This window comes from Pontibacter sp. BAB1700, from assembly GCF_000277005.1.
In the GTDB taxonomy this organism is placed as follows: domain Bacteria; phylum Bacteroidota; class Bacteroidia; order Cytophagales; family Hymenobacteraceae; genus Pontibacter; species Pontibacter lucknowensis.
Genome location: NZ_AKIS01000020.1, coordinates 31004 through 51625 on the forward strand (window position 1 = coordinate 31004; position 20622 = coordinate 51625).

Consider the following 20622-nt stretch of genomic DNA (forward strand, 5'->3'; position numbering starts at 1 on the left):
ACACCTATACCTTATGGCAAACACGACACTATCTCAAACAGAATATTTCAAAGGTATAAGCGCCATCAAATTTGAAGGACTGGAGTCTGACAATCCGCTGGCCTACCGCTGGTACGACGAAAACCGCGTAGTAGCCGGCAAGACACTGAAAGAGCACCTGCGATTTGCCGTGGCTTACTGGCACTCATTCAACGCGGATGGTTCCGATCCTTTTGGTGGACCAACATTGAAGTATGGCTGGAACAAGAAGGAGGATGTGATTGAAAGAGCCAAGGACAAAATGGACGCAGCCTTTGAGTTTATCACCAAGCTGGGCCTACCCTACTACTGTTTCCATGATGTGGACCTGGTAGATTATGGCAACGACATTCGTGAGAACGAGCGCAGACTGCAGGCTATCGTTGAATATGCACAGCAGAAACAGAAAGAGACTGGTGTAAAGCTCCTTTGGGGTACAGCCAATGTCTTCTCGCACAGCCGCTACATGAACGGCGCAGCCACAAACCCCGACTTCCATGTGACAGCCCATGCGGGTGCCCAGGTAAAAGCGGCCCTGGATGCAACGATTGCGCTGGGGGGCGAAAACTATGTATTCTGGGGAGGCCGTGAGGGTTATATGACACTCCTGAACACAGACATGAAACGGGAGCAGGAGCATTTTGCAAAGTTTCTGCACATGGCTCGTGACTATGCACGTAAGCAGGGTTTCAAAGGGACATTCTTCATTGAGCCGAAGCCCATGGAGCCAACCAAGCACCAGTACGATTACGACGCCGCCACTGTCATCAGCTTCCTGCGCCAGTACGACCTGCTGGGCGATTTCAAGCTGAACATCGAAGTAAACCACGCCACGCTGGCCGGCCATACCTTCCAGCACGAGCTGCAGGTCGCCGCCGACGCAGGTTTGTTGGGCTCCATTGACGCGAACCGCGGCGACTACCAGAACGGCTGGGACACCGACCAGTTCCCCAACAACATCAACGAGCTGACCGAGGCCATGCTGGTGTTCCTGGAGGCAGGTGGTGTGCAGGGTGGCGGCATCAACTTCGACGCCAAGATCAGAAGAAACTCCACCGACCCGGCAGACCTGTTCTACGCCCACATCGGTGGCGCCGACACCTTTGCCCGCGCTTTAATCACGGCTGATAACATCCTGCAAAACTCCGATTACAAAAAGCTGCGCCAGGAGCGTTACGCCTCCTTCGACAGTGGCAAAGGCCAAGAGTTTGAGCAGGGCAGGCTGACCCTGGAAGAGCTGCGTGACTATGCCATCGTGCACGGCGAGCCTGAAGTGAGAAGCGGCCGTCAGGAGTACCTCGAAAATCTGATCAACCGCTTTATCTAAGCGATAGCATCTTCCACCTTAACCCTGCTTCATCATCATGGAAAACGCAAAGGATTCTACCGCCGGCAATCTGCCTTATATTGCCGGTATCACCCTGATCGCCACACTAGGTGGACTGCTGTTTGGCTATGACACCGCCGTAATATCAGGTGCTGAGAAATCAGTGCAGGCATACCTGATCGACGGCCTTGGGCTCAGCACCTGGGTTCATGGCGCCACGATTTCCAGCGCCTTGATTGGCTGTATTGTAGGCGGAGCAATTTCGGGGGTGCTGGCATCAGGTATAGGTCGTAAAAAAACCCTGTTGGTTGCCGCTTTGTTGTTTTTCGTTTCTGCGCTGGGCTCTGCCTACCCTGAATTCTTTTTCTTTGAGCAGGGAGAACCAACCATGGGACTGCTATACCTATTCAATTTTTACCGGATACTAGGAGGTATAGGTGTTGGGTTGGCCTCAGCCGTAAGCCCGGTATACATTGGTGAGATTGCACCTGCCCACCTTCGCGGCCGTTTAGTCTCGCTGAACCAGTTTGCCATCATTTTCGGGATGCTGGTTGTCTACTTTGTGAACTGGGGCATCGCCAGCGGTCAATCCATCGAGTGGATCAACGAAGTAGGCTGGCGCAGGATGTTTTTATCGGAGGCTATACCTGCCGGACTGTTTGCAGCGCTGCTGTTTTTCGTGCCTGAAACGCCCCGCTACCTGACCATGGTCAACCGGGACGATGAAGCGCTTAAGATCCTGACGAAAGTAAATGGTCCATCAGCGGCCAGGCAGATACTGGCTAATATTAAAAATACAGTGGAGCACCACTCCGGTAAGCTACTCGCCTATGGCCGCACCGTTATCGTGATCGGAATTCTGCTTTCCGTTTTCCAGCAGTTTGTAGGTATCAATGTAGCTCTTTACTATGCTCCCCGCATTTTCGAGAGCATGGGTGCCGGCAAGGATGCTTCGATGCTTCAGACCGTAGTGATGGGTGTGATCAATGTTCTTTTCACAGTCTTGGCCATTCTCACAGTAGATAAATGGGGTAGAAAGCCGCTGATGATGATTGGCTCCGTAGGTATGGCCATCGGCATGTTCGCCATCGCCGGACTCTCCTACTTCGAGGTCATCGGGATCAGCACGCTGGTGTTCATTATCATCTACACAGCCTCGTTTATGATGTCCTGGGGACCGATCTGCTGGGTATTAATCTCCGAAATTTTCCCGAATAAAATACGCGGAAAAGCCGTGGCAGTGGCGGTGGCAGCACAGTGGGCGGCCAACTATTTTATCTCCTCCACCTACCCCTCCATGATGGAGTTTAGCGGGGCCTTCACCTACGGTTTCTACGGCGTGATGAGTGTGCTTTCGCTGTTGTTTGTCTGGAAGATGGTGCCGGAAACTAAAGGCAAGTCGCTGGAGGAAATGGAAGAGTTGTGGCACATGAAATCAGAGCAGCTAGAGGCGACTGCCGAAGTGTTTGCCGAGAAAGCAAAGGTATAGCCCAGACGTGAAGCGCAAAAAAAAAGCCCCGCGGTTTGTCGCTAGCGGGGCTCTATCAATTGCTTATTCACGAACTGCCAGGTAATACCCTTTCGCCATAATATCTAGCCAACTCAGCGCATCAAAAACTGGAAACGGTCGATATTCCGCATAGCAGTGCCCGTGCCTCTTACGACAGCGCGGAGTGGATCTTCTACCACGTGCGTCGGCAGTTTGGTTCTGGCAGAAATCCTCTTGTCGAGGCCGCGCAGTAAGGCGCCACCACCGGTCAGGTAGATGCCCGTCTGGTGTATGTCGGCCGAGAGCTCGGGCGGTGTCATCTCCAGTGTTTTCATCACTGCCTCTTCTATTTTGGAAAGTGAGCGATCCAGAAAAAAAGCGACATCCGTGTAGGAGACGTGTACCTGCTTCGGCAGACCTGTGAGCAGGTCGCGGCCTTTGATGGCCACATCAGCCGGAGGGTCCTGCAACTCAGGTAGGGCAGATCCTACTGTCAGCTTAATCCGCTCAGCGGTGGACTGCCCTATCAACAGATTGTGGTGCTTGCGCATGTAGTGAACAATATCTGCTGTAAAACTTTCACCTGCCACTTTCAGGGATTGGTCGCAGACGATGCCACTCATGGCTATCACGGCGATCTCAGTCGTGCCTCCTCCAATGTCCACAATCATGTGCCGTTCGGCTCCTCTACATCCAGCCCGATGCCGATGGCCGCGGCTATCGGCTCGTGCACCAGGTATAGCTCTCTTGCGCCGGCTATGACGGCGGAGTCGCGTATAGCCCGTTTTTCTACCTCCGTTATACCGGAAGGCACGCAAACCACCATCCGGAACGAGGACCCGATTCTTCTCTTCCCCCCATTCATGAGCTGCAGCATGCCCTTCATCATGTGCTCTGCTGCATGGAAATCAGCGATCACACCGTCTTTCATCGGCCGCACAATACGGATGTCCTCATGCACCTTCCCCTCCATCTGCATGGCCTTGCGGCCAATGGCCAGCACTTTTCCGGATGAGCGGCTGTAGGCTACAATAGCTGGTTCGTCCACCACCACCTTGTCGCCCTGCATCACCAGAAAATTGGCTGTGCCCAGATCAATGGCAATATCCTCTCTGAAAAAAATCTAAAAAACCCATTCTTTATGGTAAAAATATTCTCCTCCGACAGACCAATCCGGCCAGTAAATTAAAGGGCCAGATCGCCTGCAGCTTCGGGTTGATACAAAATCTCCAGCACCTCGTACACCACCGTGCCTTTAGGTCCCGGCCGCTCCACCTTGTCACCTACTTTGCAGCCCAGTATGGCCGTCCCCACTGGTGCCAGCACCGAGATTTTGAATTTCGGCAAGTCAGCGTCCTTAGGGTATACCACAGTCAGTTCCATCTCGGCACCGCTTTTCAGCTCCTTCAGCTTCACCAGCGAGTTCATGGTTACCACATTCTCCGGAATCTCCTCGGAGGCTACCACTTTCGCTCGCTTCAGTTCCCTGCTGAGGGCCTCTACGGAATGGGCACCGCTTACCTGGCGCTGCACCTGTACCAGGTTGTGCAGCCGTTGTAAATCCTTTTCTGTTACATAAATCGGGTTCATATCATTGGTATTTTAAAGCTTTGAAAAATCTTGCAGGTATAGCGCCTTGCCATGCCCCAAAGGCAGACGCAAAACCTCCAGCGCATGCAGCACAGAGGTTTTAAAAAAATTAAACACGCAAAAACTCCCTTACCTGCAGCCTTTGTGCTGCGTAAAGGTGTTTTGCGAAAAGATAAATGCTAGAATATTGAACAGGGATAACCTGTGGCAAGGTATGGTGGCTTGCGCCCGGGGCCGGAGGTTTCCGGCTTACTTAATGAAGGCCTTAGGGGCTGTATAAAAGAAAAGACAATAGCCATTCAGCACATCACTTTGAGATACGTGATGCGATGCCGCAACAAAGCCTGTAAGCGGCTCTGAAAAGAGATGAATTTTTCTGTTAGGTGGCAGCACGGTTCTGATAGTATTCTTTCAAAGTAACGGATAAAGCCCCATAAAAGCAAGGAAACAACCACTTTACCGGCTATACTTGTCCTTACAGCAGCTACAATTGCCGCACAATGCTTCAGCTAAAGGGCATTCACAAAGTAAAGCACACCGACAGAGAACAAGTGCAGCTTCTGATTCGGGTTACTTACCCCTACTGCATTGTTATACCGTGACGTGTTGTAGTAATAGTAGCTAAACAACCGCATTTCCTGGCTGGCAATAGGCTTGTATTCAAGGCCTGCCAAAAGGCCGGTATGCTCTCTGAAATTGTCTCCGATCTCGCTGTCTTTTCGGTGACTGGCCGTTTCGTAAAAGCCTTTGGCAGTTACAAACCACTTGGGTATAAACTCATAATCTACGCGGAGCACGGCTGTCTTGTAATTGATGTCTTGCAGAAAAACCGGAGTAAACCCCGGAGTAGGAGCCATAAATGTATTGACAGCCGGCGACCCAATATTAGGATAGTCCACGGACATGTTGGTGCTCTGCAAGTCGAGGTAAGCTTTAAACCGGTCGAGCACAACCTGGTTGCCGATGGATACGGCATGATCTGTTTTACCCCTGGCGAACTGCGAAATATTATAGCTGTAAAAAGTCTGCCATTTTTCATCCAATAGATTGCCCAGCCACGCAACGTATAAGCCAAAAGGTGTTTTTGACGGCCTTAGTCCGTCTGTGTTGTAGCCTGTCGTGTTGTAGATCGTGTTGAAATTGCTGTTAGAGGTATTGTGCAGTTGTAACTGGAAGGTATGGTTCTCAGTGACATCGTAGCCGAGCTTCATGGCGAGTAAAAACAGGTTCAGCTGCCTGTTCACGTATTCGGTATATTGGTATTCAAAAGTGGGGTTTTTGTCAAACTCCCAGCTCCCCACACTCGCGGATTGCTTTCCTGCTGTCAGATGCCATTTCTTTCCGGTGCCAAACCGATAAGTTAAATTCGCATGATCAACAGCGCCTGGGGCATTATCTAAACTATTTTGAGCAAAGCTTCTGTTTAGCCGGTACCGTATGCGAAAACTCAGATCCGGCGTGACATCTCCCCTCAGTTCCATCCGTGCTTCGTTCAAATTAACGGATGCCTGATTGGAAGCACCACTCGGGAAATCTACTGAGCTTCGAAGTAGAAAATTCACATCTATCCTTTCGCTCAAACCCGATAAGCTGCCATCTGAGATTCCTTGAATTGTAGGCGTTTTATTAGAGCTTGTGCTATCCGTACTACTCTTCTCGATTCCGGTATTTTGAGCAAATACAGACTGAACTACAAATAGTTGGATAATAAAAGAGAGGAAATACTTATTCATTGATATGGTTTTAGATAAACATTCCTGAAAGGCCGTAAAACCTGTGCGTAAGTTTTGTTTCATGTTACTAGTATATTGGTTTTAAAAGGTATAGCCGACCGATAGAATAAAGTGGCGTGGGGCACCGGGAAAGGCCCGCTGATAATCGTAGCCGCCCACGAAGTAGAATTCATCGAACAGGTTGTTGACGTTCAGGCTCAGCCTAAACTTATTGGCACGGTAAAAGGCCGCCGCGTTCAGTACCGCATATTCAGGCCAGTAGCCCCAGACCCAATCTCCTGTGTGCGTGTCCTGCACCTGTCGCTCCATCTTACGCTCGCCCACGTAGTTGCCGCCCAAGGCCAGCCCGAAGCCTTCCAGACCAGCACCCGTGAAGGTATATTTAGCCCACAACCCAGCCGAGTGCCTCGGCGCATTGGGTGTCATGGTCCCTTTTTCGGATTCCATTTCAGTGGTCACTATTTCAGTATGGTTAAAAGCATAGTTCAGGCTCAGGTTGAAGGCGGCACTTACACTGCCGTTCATCTCCAGCTCCACGCCCTGAGACTTAATGCGCCCGTTCTGCCGGTAGATGGGGTTGCCCGTGTCTGTCACCTGCCCGGTGTTCACCAGCGTGTTCCGCTTCTCGATGTGGAAGGCCGACAGCGACGCGAACAGGCGCTTGTTCAGGAACTCACCCTTGAGCCCTGACTCCGCTTGAAAGCTGGTTTCGCTATTGAAAGGTGCGTCGTTCCCGTAATTCTCGGGGTTGCGCACGAAAGCGGGATCAACGGGTTTGAAGCCCTGGCTGTAGCTGGCGAAGTAGTTCAGGTTGTCGAGCAACTTGTAGGTGAGCCCCGCTCTTGGCAGGAGCACATTCTGATGCACCTTTTCTTCTCCGTTGTCATACACTCGCTGGTCACGGAAGAACTCCTGCCGCAGGCCCAGCAACAGGCGCAGGCGGTCGGTCACGGTGATTTGGTCTTGCAGGTATAGCCCTGTGGTGCTGTAGCTGGTGTTGAGGTAGTCTACAAAGAACGGCGACAGCGGCAGGCGAATGTTCTTGCTCGGGTCGCGGAGTTCGTAGGTCGGGTTGTTGAGGTCGAAAGTAAGGGGAACAGGCTGCCCATCCACTTCCATCCGGCGCGCCTCCCACTGGTGTCCCCGCTTATCCGCTTCAAATTTGATGTAGTCCATACCTGCCACCACATCGTGACGCAACCAGCCTGTGTTGCCACTGAGGGCGAAGTATGCGGAGAGGTTGTCGGTATAGTCGTTTATCTTTTTCTCCAGATACCGCATGTTCATGATGGTATTGGCAGGTGCATCGGCAAAGGTGTTGAGGGTACGGTGCTCGCTCAGTTCTTCGTGGTACACAAATTTCATATAGGCCGCGTTGAAAGACAGCCAATCGGTGAGGCGGTGGTTGAGCGATCCGTTGAATGAGATGTCATTTACACGATAGTAGTCGCTGGGCTGACTCAGGGTGAAAGAACGCGGCAAGGCATACAGGTCACCGCCCCGTATACCCATACCGCGGTCGAGGTAGCCGTCGAACTGGCTGTAGACCAACTCGGCGTTGACGGTGGTATTTGCGGTGGGGCGAAAGGTAACGGTAGGTGCAATCATCAGGGAGCTGCGGTCGTTCACGTCCCGGAAGGTCTTGGTGTCTTCGTAGCCGATGTTGAGCCGGTAGAGCAAAGACTTGTCTTCGTTAAGCGGACCTGTCAGGTCGAGCGTGGTGCGCATAGTCTGGAAACTGCCGACAGAGAAACTCACCGCTTTGCGGCTTTCGTCCAGCGGCTTCTTAGTCACCAGATTCACTGTACCCCCCGGGTTGATGTCGCCGAAGAGGGCGGCACCAGGACCTTTGAGCACTTCCACACTCTCAATGTTCACCGTGAGCGGCACCCGAAAAAAGCTCGTGCCAAACCCGTAGCCCGAGCGCAGTCCGTTCACCAGCTATACCCTGTATCGTAGCCGTTGCGGAAGCCGCGGATAGTCAGGTCGTCGTAGGCCGAGTACTGGGTTACTCCCGCCAGGTTCTGCACCACATCCGTTACCAGAAAAGCTTTCTGGTCCTCTATCAGCTCCTTAGTCACCGAGGAGATGGTCTGCGGTACATCCACCACCCGACTCTGCAGTTTGGTGCCGACAAAGCTGTAGTCGTTCACGTAGTTGGTTTCCTTGCGTCCCGTCACCAGCACCTCCTGCATCACGTGCGTCTGGCGGTCCAGCACCACGTCCAGCCATACATGGGGCGACTGTTCGGTCAGGGCAAGGTTGATGGTTTTGTCCACCATGCCCAGCCCTTTCACCAGCAAGGTATAGCGTCCGTACGGCAGCCCGTCAATTTTGAAAGTGCCATCCAGGGCGGTTACATTCCCAACCGAGGCATCTTTTATACCTACCGAAACCCCGACTAAGGCTTCTCCTTTTTCGTCTTTCACCTTACCGCCCACACTGCCAGTTGGCTGGGCAAAGACAGGTATAGAAAGTAGGTATAGCACCAGCAGGCTCAGTATACCTTGCATCGATCTTGCAGACATCGGTCAGGTCAGTTTTAGCTCCGTCGCTTTGTGTTGGTTTATATTGTTTTCGCTTAGCTCTTTCAGTTGCAGCTCCATGTGGATGGTCTGGTAAACAGGTGTTTCATCCTGACAAACCAGCCGGAAACCTTGCTTTGCCCAGAACTCCTGTGCTCCGGAAAGAAAAGGATGGGTATGCAGGTAGAGCATTTCGATGCCTTTGCGTTCGGCTTCTTCTTTCAGGGCGCTGACAAGGCAGGTCCCCAGACCGACTTTCCGGAGAGAAGGCTCCACGTAGAGCTTTTGCACTTCGGTAGTCAGCTGTCTTTCGTAGTTGAGATGGGTAAAGCGGTGGTCATAGGTCCGCATGCCGATGGTGCCAACGATAGTATCAGAAAGATCGGTAGCTACCAAAAAAACGGCATACTTGTCCTCGATGTAAGAAGCTTCGAAATGTGCCAGGTCGTGCGGCAATTTGCCATGGTCTATCATCGGGAACAGCTCCTTCCGGAAATCCATCACATAAGCGACCAACTCTGGTATCAGCTCCTTTGCTATAGGTTTTATCTGTATCATTTAGTTTATCTTTCTGCCGGGTACCACCATCATTTTGTCGTTCACCTGCACAGTCGTAAAGTGCACGTCATACACATATTCCAGGAAATTGCTGTCGTGGTAGTCGAACGCTTCTGTTGGCGTCACCACGGTTTTGTCTTTCATGAAGTAGCACTGGTCGGCGTACAGGAAAGCCATATTCGGGTCGTGCATGATGGCGATCACCGTCAGGTCATTTTCCGTCAGCTTTTTTAGCTTCTCCAGCACGTAGGTCTGGTAGTACACATCGAGGTGGTTGGTGGGCTCGTCGAGCAAAATAATGCGGGGGTTCTGCACCAGCACCCGCGCAATCATGACCAGTTGCTGTTCCCCACCCGACAGCTCGGTATAAGGCCTGTCCGCCAGGTGGCTGATGCCCAGTTCCTCAATGGCCTGCCCTACTTTTTCCATGTCGCTCTTCTTCGGACTGAAAGCCGAGAAAGCCGCCCTGCCCGTCAACACCACGTCTTTCACCTGAAAAGGGAACACCGATTTGTGAAACTGCGGCAGGAAGCCGAGCACACGGGCGCAATCTGAGAAAGACATTTTGCTGCGCTCCTTTCCCATCAATTTCACGGAGCCATACTGGTACTTCTGCAGGCCCGCCATAATGTTGAAAAGCGTAGACTTGCCGCTGCCGTTGCGCCCGAGCAGTACCGAGAAACGGTTGGCTGGGAAGGCCACATCCACTCTCTCGAGTATGGGCGTTTTGCCATACCCGAAACTGAGGTTCTCTACTTCTATCGCCACATCTGTCATACCCAGTTGATTTTGTTTTTCTTCATTAAGAAGAGGAAAAAAGGTGCCCCCAGCAGCATCGTGAAAATGCCGATTGGGATCTCGAAGTCCATTAGTGAGCGGGAGAAGTTATCGATGATCACCAGAAAGGACCCGCCAAAGAAGATGTTGGCTGGCATGGCTTTGCGGTTATCCGGCCCCACCATCATGCGGGTGAGGTGCGGGATGAACAGACCATACATACTGATGACACCGGCCGCCGCCACTGAGGTGGACGTCGTGAGCGTAGCCAGCGCAACCAAAGTCGCCTTATCTGCCGTCGGATTCACGCCCACGGCTTTTGCCTCCTGTTCGCCCAGTGCCAATAAGTTAAGGCGCCAGCGCATCAGGTACATGCCCACAATGCCTATACCTACCGGCAATGCCGCCGTGTTGAGTTTATCCCAGGAGGCGTGGTGCAGGTTGCCCATCGTCCATTGCACAATCGCCTGTAATTTATAAGGATCGCTGATGTACTGCACCACCGTGAGCGAGGCCGTAAAGATGCCCGACACAATCATACCTGAAAGGATGACCGCCACAATAGAGGATTTGTTGTTGTTAAAGGCAAAGGAGTAAGTCATAATAACAGAGGCCACTCCCAACACAAAGGCCATCACGTTGATGTGCAACAGCGGGAAGGCAATCGCCAGCGCCGCTCCAAAAGCAGAGCCCGAGGAAATACCCAGCACATAAGGGTCCACGAGCGGATTGCGGAAGATACCCTGCAAGGCTCCTCCCGAGGAAGCCAAGCCCGCACCAATGATAAATGTGAGCAATACCCTGGGCAGGCGCACATTCTCGATGATGTTGTTGAGCATGTATACCTTGGTCGAGTTCTCGTGAATGCCGCCGTTCAGCGCGGCTTTGCCCCAATCCCAATAATCCGCGAACACCAGCCCCTGCGACGGACCTACCGTCAGGGAATACAGCAACAGCGGTATAGGCAGGCCGTAGATCAGGAAGCCAGTCAGTACTTTTCTCATTCAAGCAAGGCAGTGGCTTTGGCACCATACAAATTCGTCATGATATCCCTTCGGTTCTCGTCGAGGTCGAAGTTCTCGCTGCCGCCATAAGCAACATTGTGCAGCTCGATAGCGGCATACATAATTTTGAGAGTATGTGGGTCGTAGAAAAACGGCGGATTCAGCACGTGCACGTTTTTGTTTTTCACAGCCTTGAGCACCGCCAGTTCTTTCTTGTCATACAGCACCTGCGGTTCGGTGCTCCAGAGCAAAATCAGGTCAGGATCCCATGCTATCAGCGTTTCGGGGTTAATGTTGGGCTGGTCCAGTTCAAAGGTGCAGGCGTTGTTCACACCCGCTAACCGGAAGCACTCCGCCATGCGGCTGTTCTGGCCCGAAGTGGAGTAGATTCGCCCGCCTGACCACGCATAGTACACCGACTTTTTTTGCTCAATGTGATCTGTCGCTTTCGCAATCTCATCGAGCTTGCGACGGGTATAGCCCAGCAATTCTACGGCCCGCTCGTGCGTACCTGTCAGTTTGCCGATGCTCTCGATCTCCTCAAACAATTGCTCGTTGTTCTGCGGCGATACGGCAAACACGTTTATACCTAAACTTTCGAGCAAACGAATGGCGTCGGTCTGGCCGGAGGCGATGATCACCAGATCCGGCTTGAGGGCCAGCACACTTTCGATGTTGGTGGAGGTTTCCCAGTTACCTGGAGCGGGCAGCTCTTTTCGGGCAATGCGTGGGTCCAGTTTGCTGAAATACTTAAAGGTCTCGGGGTTGGTGTAGATGTTATTCTGTATACCTACCACGGTATGCTCCGCATTCAGCATATACATGCCGTCCAAAGCGCCCTGATACAGCACAATCACACGCTGGGCTGGCTCGCTCAAACGGATCTCCTTCCCCCGAATATCATTCACTACAATCGCATCAGCGCTGTTGCCTTCACGTCGCCGCTCTCGCTCTGGCAGGCGCTCAACAAAAGCATACAAGCACACATAACCATCACCAGACGAGCGGCCATTCTCTCTCTCCAATACGTCATACTTTCTTCACAAAATCGCTGAGTGCTTTTTCCTGAGACCATTTTAATTATCCAGTCTTTATACCTTGACTCTTGCCTACCAAAAGGCAGACTGTTCCGCTTGCCTTGGCTGGAACAGTCTGCTTTTCAGCTTTTAGCTAAACTTATATTTTCATCTATACCTGTCGCTCGCTCTCAATCTGCCGCTTATTACCATAGGCCTTGACCATCTGCGCAGGTGCAGCACCCGTTCCTCAATCTCAATCACGAATTCTCCGCTGAGCAGCAACTGGTACAGCGGCGCATCGTAGGCCACACATACCTCGTTCTGTTCGGTGATGAAAATCGGCACATGCTTGTTACCGATCTCGAAACAGATCGTGCCCACTTCCTGCAGACCCCGCGGGTATAGCACGATGCAGTCGCATGGCTTTATCTTCAGCATGATCGCCCGCTCCTCTGACAGGTATAGCAGGTCCCCCGTCTTCCAGCGGGCCTCTATGCGACTTCTCCACCAGCACTTCTACTCCGCCCTGCGTCTTCTTTTTCATCCGCGACTTGGAGGCCTCGTACCATTCTATCTCGAAAAAGTCGATCATGCGGCCGCTCAGGTTCTGCTCCTTGGCAAGCGCCCGCGTCACCACTAGCGGCTCCGTCAGCATAGATAACTCGGTTGCCATGTACTACTAAGCCGTCGCCAGCTTGGCTTTTTTCTTCTCTTCTACTTTGGCCAACAGCCAGTTGCACCAATCGTCCATGCCATCGCCTTTCAGGCTGCTGATGCTTATCACTTCTATGGTCGGGTTCACTTCGCGGGCATCCTGCGTGGCGGCCTCTACCGAGAAAGGCACATAAGGCAGCAGGTCGGCTTTGGAAACCACCATCAGCTCGCTGGTCAGGAACATGCGCGGGTATTTCTTTGGCTTGTCGTCGCCCTCGGTCGCAGCCAGCACGGTTACCCGAATGTCTTCGCCCAGGTCAAAGGCGGCAGGGCAAACCAGATTGCCCACGTTCTCAATGAAGAGAAGATCAACGCCCGTCAGGTCGATGTGGTCGAGTGCCTGCAGAATCATCTGGGCCTCGATGTGGCACATGCCGCCTGTTACGATCTGCAGCGCGTTAATACCCACTTCTTTCATGCGGATGGCGTCGCGGTCGGTTTCAGGGTCACCTACCAACACAGCCATATTCAGTTTGTCGCTCAGGCGCTTGCCGGTTTCCTGCATCAGGGTGGTTTTGCCGCTGCCCGGAGAGGAACACACGTTGATTACCAGCACATCAGGCAATCTGTCGCGGATGGCTTTGGCGACGAAGTCGTTAGCTTTTAACAGATTGAGGGTGGTGTTATCGCACTGCACAGAGCCTACCGGCATTCTGTTGCTTTTAGGCATGGATGGTGTACTCATATCTATATCTTTTAAGTCTTAGGGTTAATTCTCTAAAAATTCAATGCGGCTGATCTGCAGCTCCTCTCCCTGCACAATGTTTTTGGAGGGAGTGCCGCAGTCGCACACAAACTTGTGCCGTTTCACTTCGAAGTCTTTGTCGCAGGCGGCACAGTGGGCGATAATGGGCAGCAAAAGCACCTCCAGCTCAATGTCGGCCAGTTGCGGCTCTTCCATGATCAGGGCCTCAAAGGCGTTCTGGATCAGGATGGGCTGTATATTGCTCAGCAAACCCGCCTCTATCTGCACTTTCGTTATCCGCTCAAACTTGTCGGGATAGGTTTCCTGCAGTGTTTCAAAGACGTTCCGTACAATCGAAATCTCGTGCATGGTTTCTCTCTATTTCTCTGCCACCACCTCGGCCAGCACTTCTTCCAAATCCTGTTGGGCTGGTGCCTCAGGCATAGCTTTTGCTTTTTTAGCTGAGCCTTTTGCGGTTGCGTCTTTTTTTGTTCGTTTGGCGCTGCTTCGCTTAGTTTGTTTTTCAGCTACTGGCGCCGCTTCTTCGGCTTCTGGTGCAGGTGCCTGCTCCGTTTCCAGCTTAGCTTGCTCCTCTTCCTGCTTGTGCACCGTAAACTCCCAGCACAGCTGCCCCATGGCGCTCAGCCAGTCATAGAGCATCACGCCCTCGTTGCCCAGTGCTCGTATCATCACGGCATTCGGTGCACACTGCGTGAAGCCAAAAGTGAACTCCTCGTACTGAGCCGTCAGGATCTCGTCCAGCTCTGCTTTCAGCTCCGCCGCATAAGGCGATACATAGATCAGCGTAGCCTGGTGGGTATAGCGCTCATAAAACAGGATCGAGTCAAATGGCTGGTTGCCGGGCTCGAGCAACTGGTTGTCGAACAGCACCAGCTTTTTGCCGCTGTATACCTTGGTGATGCTGTGCAGGCGCGTAAATTGAAACGATTCTCCCGAGTGCACTCGCCCCGAAGCGATGATGTCGCCCCAGATCAGGTTGGCGTTCTCATCCACATGGATCTCATTCACCGTCCTGAAAATAGAATTAGCAAATGGCGTGATCGGGTGTGGGATGAATTTGTAGATGCCGCCTTTCCTGACCAGCACATTCGTACGCTGCACAGCCCCTTTCTCCATGGGGTGCAGCCTGTTGAAGGACTGCGTAAACAGCTTCAGGCGGGCATCCTCATGCACGTTCACCTCAATGTCAATTTCATCCCCATCCATGATACCCGGAGAAGAGCTCATCATGATCAGCTCCAGATGCTCATGCAGATGTCGGGAGCCGTAGTGGATCACTTTGTAGGGCGCATTGTGGCAACTCTCTTTCAGGAGTGTCAGCGCCCCTTCCCTCTCCGCGTTAACCTTGATGGTACTTTTAAGCATGCGCCTCTGTTTTTTCTAGTAAAGCATACGTCTTGATCCAGTTGATCACATCATCCAAACCTTCCAGTTTCATCAGGTTGGTGAAGATGTACGGTCGCTCGCCGCGCATTCTCTTTGTGTCGCGGTCCATCATGTCCAGGTCGGCATTTACATAAGGGGCCAGGTCCGTTTTGTTTATGATCAGCAAATCAGACTTGGTGATGCCCGGGCCTCCCTTGCGGGGCATTTTGTCGCCCTCGGCCACGTCAATCACGAAAATGGTCACATCAGCCAAATCGGGGCTGAAGGTGGCAGACAGGTTATCGCCGCCGCTCTCTACGAACACGATCTCCGTATCGGGGTGGCGCTCTACCAGTTCTTCCACGGCCTCAATGTTCATCGAGGCATCCTCGCGTATGGCAGTATGCGGGCAGCCGCCCGTCTCCACACCCATGATGCGGTCGGCAGGCAGGCAGGAATTCTTTGTCAAAAAATCAGCATCCTCGCGGGTATACACGTCGTTGGTCACGACACAGATGCTGTACGCTTCACTCATCTTGCGGGTCAGGCGTTCAATCAAAGCCGTTTTTCCTGATCCTACAGGACCAGCAACCCCTATTCTCACATGTTTTTTTGACATAAAGTATCTGTTTAGGTGGTTTCTTTAGGATATATATAGTCTTGAGTATTGCTTTTCGTGCTGCATGCAACGTATCTCCTGCCCGATGCAGCAGAGCCCGACCATCTCCTCTTCCATGTTTTCCTGCTCATCCACCAGTTGCTTAATGGTGGCCTGCAGGTCGAAAAGGATCTTCTGGGCATCACCCTGCCCAATGGGCACCAGCTTGGCACAGTTGGTGACAATGCCATTGAGGGTGTTGTAGTAAAAGGCCAGCAAGGCGTCTTTCAGGGTGATGCCACTGGCATGCGCATACATGGCAAAGGCGACGGCATAGTGCCCGTGCAGCTTGCCCTCCTGAATTTTAGACAGGTAGTTACTGCAGCGCTTAACAGGGTGCAGCTCCTGCGTCAGCTTCAGGAAACGGACAGCCAGTTTTTTGCTCGCGTCCCGAATCTCGGCAGGTGCCTTCAGGGCTGTAATCATTTCGTCCAGCTTCTGAAATTCCCGCACCGATTTCTTCGCCTCCAGCAAGGCCCAGGCTTTTGCAAAAAGGCCGCATCGTTGTAGTAAATGCTATGGCGCAGCATGTTGTTAGCATATACCTTGGCCGTTGGCGTGTTGTGCACAATGCCCTGACTCACGTAAGACTCCAGCCCATAAGAATGCGTAAAGCTTCCGATCGGAAACATGGAGTCGTTGATCTGCAGGAGGGTTAAGAGTGGCTGCATAGCTGTTATTTAATGGTTATTTTTCTGGTGTAATTGTTTCCATGCCGGCGCACACGCAAGGCATGTGTTTTCAGGAGCTTGCGCACCTCACGTCGTGGTTCGTAGCCTGAGCGCTCCAGCAAGCGGTAAAGCGGGTTCTCAAACTCGACCAGCACCTCTGCCTCCTCGTTGATGAAAATGGGAATGTGCTTGTTCCCGATCTCGAAGCAAATGGTGCCCATGTCTTTGAAGTTGTCGGGCTTGAACACGATGCACTCGCACGGAAGTATGTTGATGGCAATGGCCCGCTCTCCGTCCAGGTATAGCAAGTCACCGTCTTCCAGCGGTGTCGAGTCTTTGCGTATACCGATCTCCTGTCCCGCCCTAGTCCGCTTTCGTAGGGTAGTTTTGCCCGTATCAAACCAATCGAGGTCCAAAAAATCAATCGAAAGGTTACCTGTATTGGTGTTGGATAGTTGCCGATGACCTTTTCTACTAGTAGCATAGGGTGATAAAGGTGCTGCCAGTTCAGGTATAACCCAGCCGGCAGCACGTTTTGTAACAAGTTTAGAACAGGAAGTAGCGCTGCGCCATTGGTAGCACCTTCAGCGGCTCGCAAGTGAGCAACTCGCCATTGGCCGTTACGGCGTAGGTTTCTGGGTTCACCTCCAATTTTGGTGTGGCGTTGTTGTGCACCATGTCTTTCTTGGTCACTTTGCGGCATCCTCTCACTGGCAGGAACCTTTGCCCAGCCCCAGCTTGTTGATGCTGCCGTTCTCCATCGATATCTGCGACACGAAGTTGAAACCGCTTGTCTGGATAGACCTGCCGTAGTACCCCCACATCGGACGGTAAATAACAGGCTGCGGCAGGGAGATAGAGCCGTTCGGGTCACCCATACGGGCACCCACAGCCACGCCATTCTTGAAAATGATCTCTGGTTTCACCCCAAACATACCTGGCTCCCACAACACGAGGTCAGCATACTTGCCTACCTCGATAGAGCCCACATAATCGGACACGCCGTGTGTTTTGGCTGGGTTGATGGTATACTTGGAGATGTAGCGCTTCACACGCAGGTTATCTGCCCCAGAGGCTTTATCCTCTGCCAGCGGGCCACGCTGCACTTTCATCTTGTGAGCGGTCTGCCAGGTACGCATGATGGTTTCACCAATACGCCCCATGGCCTGGCTATCTGACGACATCATGCTGAACACACCCATGTCCTGCAGGATATCCTCGGCGGCAATGGTCTGCGGACGGATACGGGAGTCGGCAAATGAAACATCCTCCGGTATGCTCTTATCCAGGTGGTGCACCGACATCAGCATGTCCAGGTGCTCGTCCACGGTGTTGATGGTATACGGTTTGGTTGGGTTGGTAGAGGAAGGCAGCACGTTCGGATACATGGCAATCTTGATAATATCCGGAGCGTGGCCACCACCTGCACCCTCGGTGTGGTAGGTATGGATCACACGGCCATTGATCGCTTTCACGGTGTCTTCAAGGAAGCCCGCTTCGTTGAGCGTGTCCGAGTGAATAGCGATCTGTACGTCATACTTGTCAGCCACTTGCAAAGCGATGTCGATCGTAGAGGGCGTAGTACCCCAGTCTTCGTGCAGTTTCAGGCCAAGTGCACCTGCCTCGATTGGCTGTGCAGCTGTTTTAAAGGTAGAAGTGTTGCCTTTGCCCAGGAAACCAAAGTTCATTGGGGTAGACTCCGACGCTCGAACATGCGTTCCATCCACCACTTACCTGGCGTTACGGTCGTGGCAAGTGTTCCGTCTGATGGACCTGTACCACCGCCGATCATGGTTGTAACGCCACTGAAAAGCGCTACCTCTACTTGTTGCGGCGCAATAAAGTGAATGTGCGTATCGATAGCTCCTGCCGTAACGATCTTGCCCGCACAGGCCTGCACCTCGGTGGCGGCACCGATGATCATGCCTTTGGTCACACCTTGTTGGGTGTCCGGGTTACCGGCTTTTCCTATACCTACAATCTTGCCATCTTTTATACCGATGTCGGCTTTCACAATGCCCCAATGGTCGATGATAATGGCGTTCAACAGCACAAGGTCGAGCACTTCGTCTTGCCCTGCTGAGGTAGACTGGCCCATACCGTCGCGTACGGTTTTACCGCCGCCGAACTTGTTTTCGTCGCCATAAACGTTAAAGTCTTTTTCGATCTGTATGAAGAGCTCCGTATCGGCCAGGCGCACTTTGTCGCCCGTAGTTGGACCGAAGAGTGCAGCATAGCGGTCGCGCGGGATGTATAATTCGCCGTCTACATATTTTACCGAAGAGGAATCGCTTCCCAATGCATTGAAGTCAAGCAGTGAAAGCCCGGCGGTCGAGAGTCCGACCACTTTGATCCATTCGCGTCTATTCCAATTTGACATGGTTTCCTGATTAAATGATGTTATTTTCTGTTTCTTCTACCCTTGGCAGGTGCGGCAGCACCTCCTGCGCCCTTAAATCCTTCCTTCTGTGCTTTCTGAATAGCGGCGTCGCGCACGTTCTTCTTCGTCACATCTCCTTCCGTCAGGTTGTTAAAGCCGCTGATCAGTTTGTTGCCCCCAAATTCTACCAGGAAAACTGCCTTTTTCTCGCCTGGCTCGAAGCGCACAGCCGTGCTGGCAGGTATATTGAGGCGCATACCAAAGGCAGCTGCTCTGTCAAACTCGAGCGCCTTGTTGGTCTCAAAGAAATGGTAATGCGAGCCTACCTGAATCGGTCGGTCTCCGGTATTGGCCACCGTTACACGCACGGTTTTGCGTTTGTCATTCGCCTTTATCTCACCCTTCTGTAGTATATATTCACCCGGTTTCATAGTATAAATGTTTTATTGTTCTTAGTCTGTTTTAGCGTATAGGGTGGTCGACCGTGACTAATTTTACACCATCAGGAAAGGTTGCTTCAATCTGCACATAGTGCAGCATGTCGGGCACACCTTCCATTACCTGATCCTTTTTCAGGAGCTTGGTTCCCTCTTCCATCAGCTGCGCCACGGTTTTCTTCCCATCACGGGCTTCTTCCATCAAAATGCCGCAGATGTAGGCAATGGACTCCGGGTAGTTCAGCTTCACGCCTCGCTTGAGCCGCTTGGCTGCAAGTTCACCTGCGAGGTGAAGCAATAGTTTTTCGTGTTCAATCGGATTTAAGTGCATATAACTGTGTGTTAATAAGATTGACTATAGAAATATCTAAAACTGAACAATGAACCCATTCCTCCGCCCATCGGTCATTTCCGTGGCTATTAGTAAGGACTTAGTAAGTGTTGGAAGTTTATATGGGCATTATGCTGCTGAGTTAAGGGTTATTCTCTGTTGCACGGGCACAGATTTTTTGACTCCAGAGCATGAACCGGAGATAGTAATCTTTTCTTTCGTTGCTATTGAGTAAGGGGTCTCGCTGACAGCTGGGTGCATTTTGTGTACAGAGAGGCACAACCCCTAAAAGGTATGCTGAAACAAAAAAATCAAATACTCCTAAACGCCCCTGTATTGATATCATTATACCCGTATTGCTCTGTACTGAAATAAGTTTTACTTACCTTAGCATTAAAAGGTTGTAAGGCAACTAGCTCATACTCAAGCGCCAAGTTAGACATGACCTATTAAGCTGATTTAAGAGAGAGATTAGAATGAGATTAGAGAGAAGGAGTTTGCAGCCCTTTACATGGTGTGAGCTGCCTGTTTCTGTGTTTACCAGATCGTGTAGGGCATTGCGATAGCCAGACAGATAGATAGGAAATATAACCAAAATAAAAGCCCTACACTTGGTAGGGCTTCAGATAGATGATCCGGTAATAAATAAAAAAAATGATTTAACCTACATTCGGCAGGCCGCAGGCAGTCGGGCTATACCTGCATGGTAGCGTGATGGGCAGCATACGCCGCAGGCAGTACTACCTCCATGATAGTACCTTTACCAACCTGCGAACTTACCCGAATCGTACCTTTGTGCGTTTCAATGATTTTCATGGCCAGCGGCAGCCCGATGCCAAAACCTTCGTAATTAGCCGTGTTGGAACCCCTGAAGTAAGAATTGAAAATTTTGCTCTGATCAGAAGCGGGTATGCCAATGCCTGAGTCTGTTATCTGCAAGCTTATCTTCTGCCCTGTTGAGGTTAGTTTCAGGTATACAGCCTGGTTATCTGAGTACTTAAACCCGTTCAGAATGATGTTGCAGATAGCCAGAATCAGCAATTGCTCATTACAATTAACAAACAGCATCGCCTCGTTTTCCGGGAATTCGCTGTAGTCCATCTTAAGCTTATACCGCTCATCCATCTTACTCACCACCTCCTGCACCGACTCCAGTATTTCATCCATCCTGCGCACACTCCAGCCCTGGTCCTGCCCGTTCCCCTCGGCTTTTGCCAATTCCAGCAAGGTATTGATGATGTGCTTGAGCTTTTCGGTTTCCTGCATAATCATCTGCAGCGAGTAGGTAGCCGGGTGCCTGCTCCAGTCGAGAAAGGGCAT

General features: G+C 51.8%; 24 protein-coding genes and 2 pseudogenes. 2 read left to right on the forward strand and 24 right to left on the reverse strand.

Annotated elements, in window-relative coordinates; translation table 11 throughout:
* Positions 1-13 precede the first annotated feature (13 nt).
* Together xylA and xylE are read left to right on the forward strand one after the other, a co-directional pair.
* Positions 14-1345, forward strand: a complete 1332-nt coding sequence (xylA, locus tag O71_RS03055) for a xylose isomerase (RefSeq protein ID WP_007653101.1) — start codon at positions 14-16, stop codon at positions 1343-1345.
* Positions 1346-1382: 37 nt separating this feature from the next.
* Positions 1383-2834, forward strand: a complete 1452-nt coding sequence (xylE, locus tag O71_RS03060; RefSeq protein ID WP_007653103.1) for a D-xylose transporter XylE — start codon at positions 1383-1385, stop codon at positions 2832-2834.
* 113 nt (positions 2835-2947) lie between these two features.
* On the opposite strand, the pseudogene O71_RS03065 reads toward xylE, so the two are convergent.
* The 24 genes and pseudogenes from O71_RS03065 to O71_RS03155 form a co-directional block, all read right to left on the reverse strand.
* A pseudogene (locus O71_RS03065) lies at positions 2948-3957 on the reverse strand (rod shape-determining protein).
* Positions 3958-4019: 62 nt separating this feature from the next.
* Positions 4020-4424 carry a nucleoside diphosphate kinase regulator gene (rnk, locus tag O71_RS03070; RefSeq protein ID WP_007653104.1) on the reverse strand — a complete coding sequence of 135 codons (405 nt, stop codon included), beginning with the start codon at positions 4422-4424 and terminating at the stop codon, positions 4020-4022.
* A gap of 509 nt (positions 4425-4933) precedes the next feature.
* A complete protein-coding gene (locus O71_RS03075; protein ID WP_081490425.1) occupies positions 4934-6220 on the reverse strand; it encodes a porin in 1287 nt (428 codons plus the stop codon).
* 18 nt (positions 6221-6238) lie between these two features.
* Positions 6239-8095, reverse strand: coding sequence for a TonB-dependent siderophore receptor (locus tag O71_RS03080; protein WP_051017682.1), 1857 nt, complete (start codon positions 8093-8095; stop codon positions 6239-6241).
* Complete coding sequence (locus O71_RS23035; RefSeq protein ID WP_081490427.1) at positions 8092-8685, reverse strand: carboxypeptidase-like regulatory domain-containing protein; 594 nt, start codon at positions 8683-8685, stop codon at positions 8092-8094. The genes O71_RS03080 and O71_RS23035 overlap by 4 nt, the downstream gene beginning before the upstream one ends.
* 3 nt (positions 8686-8688) lie before the next feature.
* On the reverse strand, positions 8689-9240 hold the full coding sequence (locus tag O71_RS03085) for a GNAT family N-acetyltransferase (protein ID WP_007653109.1): 552 nt from the start codon (positions 9238-9240) through the stop codon (positions 8689-8691).
* Positions 9241-10017 carry an ABC transporter ATP-binding protein gene (locus tag O71_RS03090; protein WP_007653111.1) on the reverse strand — a complete coding sequence of 259 codons (777 nt, stop codon included), beginning with the start codon at positions 10015-10017 and terminating at the stop codon, positions 9241-9243. It abuts the gene before it with no gap.
* Positions 10014-11021: an iron ABC transporter permease gene (locus O71_RS03095; RefSeq protein WP_007653113.1), complete on the reverse strand. Its 1008-nt coding sequence runs from the start codon at positions 11019-11021 to the stop codon at positions 10014-10016. Before O71_RS03095 ends, O71_RS03090 begins: the two co-directional genes overlap by 4 nt.
* Positions 11018-12046 (reverse strand): ABC transporter substrate-binding protein, encoded by a 1029-nt coding sequence (locus O71_RS03100; protein WP_007653116.1) that lies wholly within the window; start codon positions 12044-12046, stop codon positions 11018-11020. The genes O71_RS03095 and O71_RS03100 overlap by 4 nt, the downstream gene beginning before the upstream one ends.
* A 159-nt stretch (positions 12047-12205) precedes the next feature.
* Positions 12206-12448 (reverse strand): hypothetical protein, encoded by a 243-nt coding sequence (locus tag O71_RS21350; protein ID WP_192811624.1) that lies wholly within the window; start codon positions 12446-12448, stop codon positions 12206-12208.
* The gene (locus tag O71_RS03105; protein ID WP_051017685.1) at positions 12393-12713 is read right to left on the reverse strand and encodes a hypothetical protein; all 321 of its coding nucleotides are present in this window, start codon (positions 12711-12713) and stop codon (positions 12393-12395) included. The genes O71_RS21350 and O71_RS03105 overlap by 56 nt, the downstream gene beginning before the upstream one ends.
* Before the next feature lie 6 nt (positions 12714-12719).
* Positions 12720-13439 (reverse strand): hydrogenase nickel incorporation protein HypB, encoded by a 720-nt coding sequence (gene hypB / locus O71_RS03110; protein ID WP_143732114.1) that lies wholly within the window; start codon positions 13437-13439, stop codon positions 12720-12722.
* 24 nt (positions 13440-13463) lie between these two features.
* On the reverse strand, positions 13464-13808 hold the full coding sequence (locus O71_RS03115; protein WP_007653119.1) for a hydrogenase maturation nickel metallochaperone HypA: 345 nt from the start codon (positions 13806-13808) through the stop codon (positions 13464-13466).
* A gap of 9 nt (positions 13809-13817) precedes the next feature.
* The gene (locus tag O71_RS03120) at positions 13818-14825 is read right to left on the reverse strand and encodes an urease accessory protein UreD (RefSeq protein WP_007653121.1); all 1008 of its coding nucleotides are present in this window, start codon (positions 14823-14825) and stop codon (positions 13818-13820) included.
* Entirely contained in the window at positions 14818-15444 is a 627-nt protein-coding gene (gene ureG, locus O71_RS03125) for an urease accessory protein UreG (protein ID WP_007653122.1), read from the reverse strand. Before ureG ends, O71_RS03120 begins: the two co-directional genes overlap by 8 nt.
* A gap of 24 nt (positions 15445-15468) precedes the next feature.
* Positions 15469-15957: an urease accessory protein UreF gene (locus O71_RS03130; protein WP_202800194.1), complete on the reverse strand. Its 489-nt coding sequence runs from the start codon at positions 15955-15957 to the stop codon at positions 15469-15471.
* Positions 15906-16154, reverse strand: a complete 249-nt coding sequence (locus O71_RS24525; protein ID WP_202800195.1) for an urease accessory protein UreF — start codon at positions 16152-16154, stop codon at positions 15906-15908. The genes O71_RS03130 and O71_RS24525 overlap by 52 nt, the downstream gene beginning before the upstream one ends.
* 5 nt (positions 16155-16159) lie before the next feature.
* Positions 16160-16669, reverse strand: coding sequence for an urease accessory protein UreE (locus tag O71_RS03135; RefSeq protein ID WP_369750863.1), 510 nt, complete (start codon positions 16667-16669; stop codon positions 16160-16162).
* A 31-nt stretch (positions 16670-16700) separates the two neighbouring features.
* Complete coding sequence (locus O71_RS26830) at positions 16701-16865, reverse strand: hypothetical protein (RefSeq protein ID WP_304412025.1); 165 nt, start codon at positions 16863-16865, stop codon at positions 16701-16703.
* Positions 16862-17842 (reverse strand): urease subunit alpha, encoded by a 981-nt coding sequence (locus tag O71_RS26835; protein WP_304412026.1) that lies wholly within the window; start codon positions 17840-17842, stop codon positions 16862-16864. Before O71_RS26835 ends, O71_RS26830 begins: the two co-directional genes overlap by 4 nt.
* Positions 17839-18534 carry an amidohydrolase family protein gene (locus O71_RS26840; RefSeq protein ID WP_304412027.1) on the reverse strand — a complete coding sequence of 232 codons (696 nt, stop codon included), beginning with the start codon at positions 18532-18534 and terminating at the stop codon, positions 17839-17841. Before O71_RS26840 ends, O71_RS26835 begins: the two co-directional genes overlap by 4 nt.
* 128 nt (positions 18535-18662) lie before the next feature.
* Positions 18663-18965, reverse strand: a pseudogene (ureB, locus tag O71_RS03145) (urease subunit beta); the annotation flags it as partial.
* 31 nt (positions 18966-18996) lie between these two features.
* Positions 18997-19302 carry an urease subunit gamma gene (ureA, locus tag O71_RS03150; RefSeq protein ID WP_007653127.1) on the reverse strand — a complete coding sequence of 102 codons (306 nt, stop codon included), beginning with the start codon at positions 19300-19302 and terminating at the stop codon, positions 18997-18999.
* A 693-nt stretch (positions 19303-19995) separates the two neighbouring features.
* The coding region (locus O71_RS03155; RefSeq protein WP_007653128.1) for a sensor histidine kinase KdpD at positions 19996-20622 on the reverse strand (627 nt) is incomplete at its 5' end.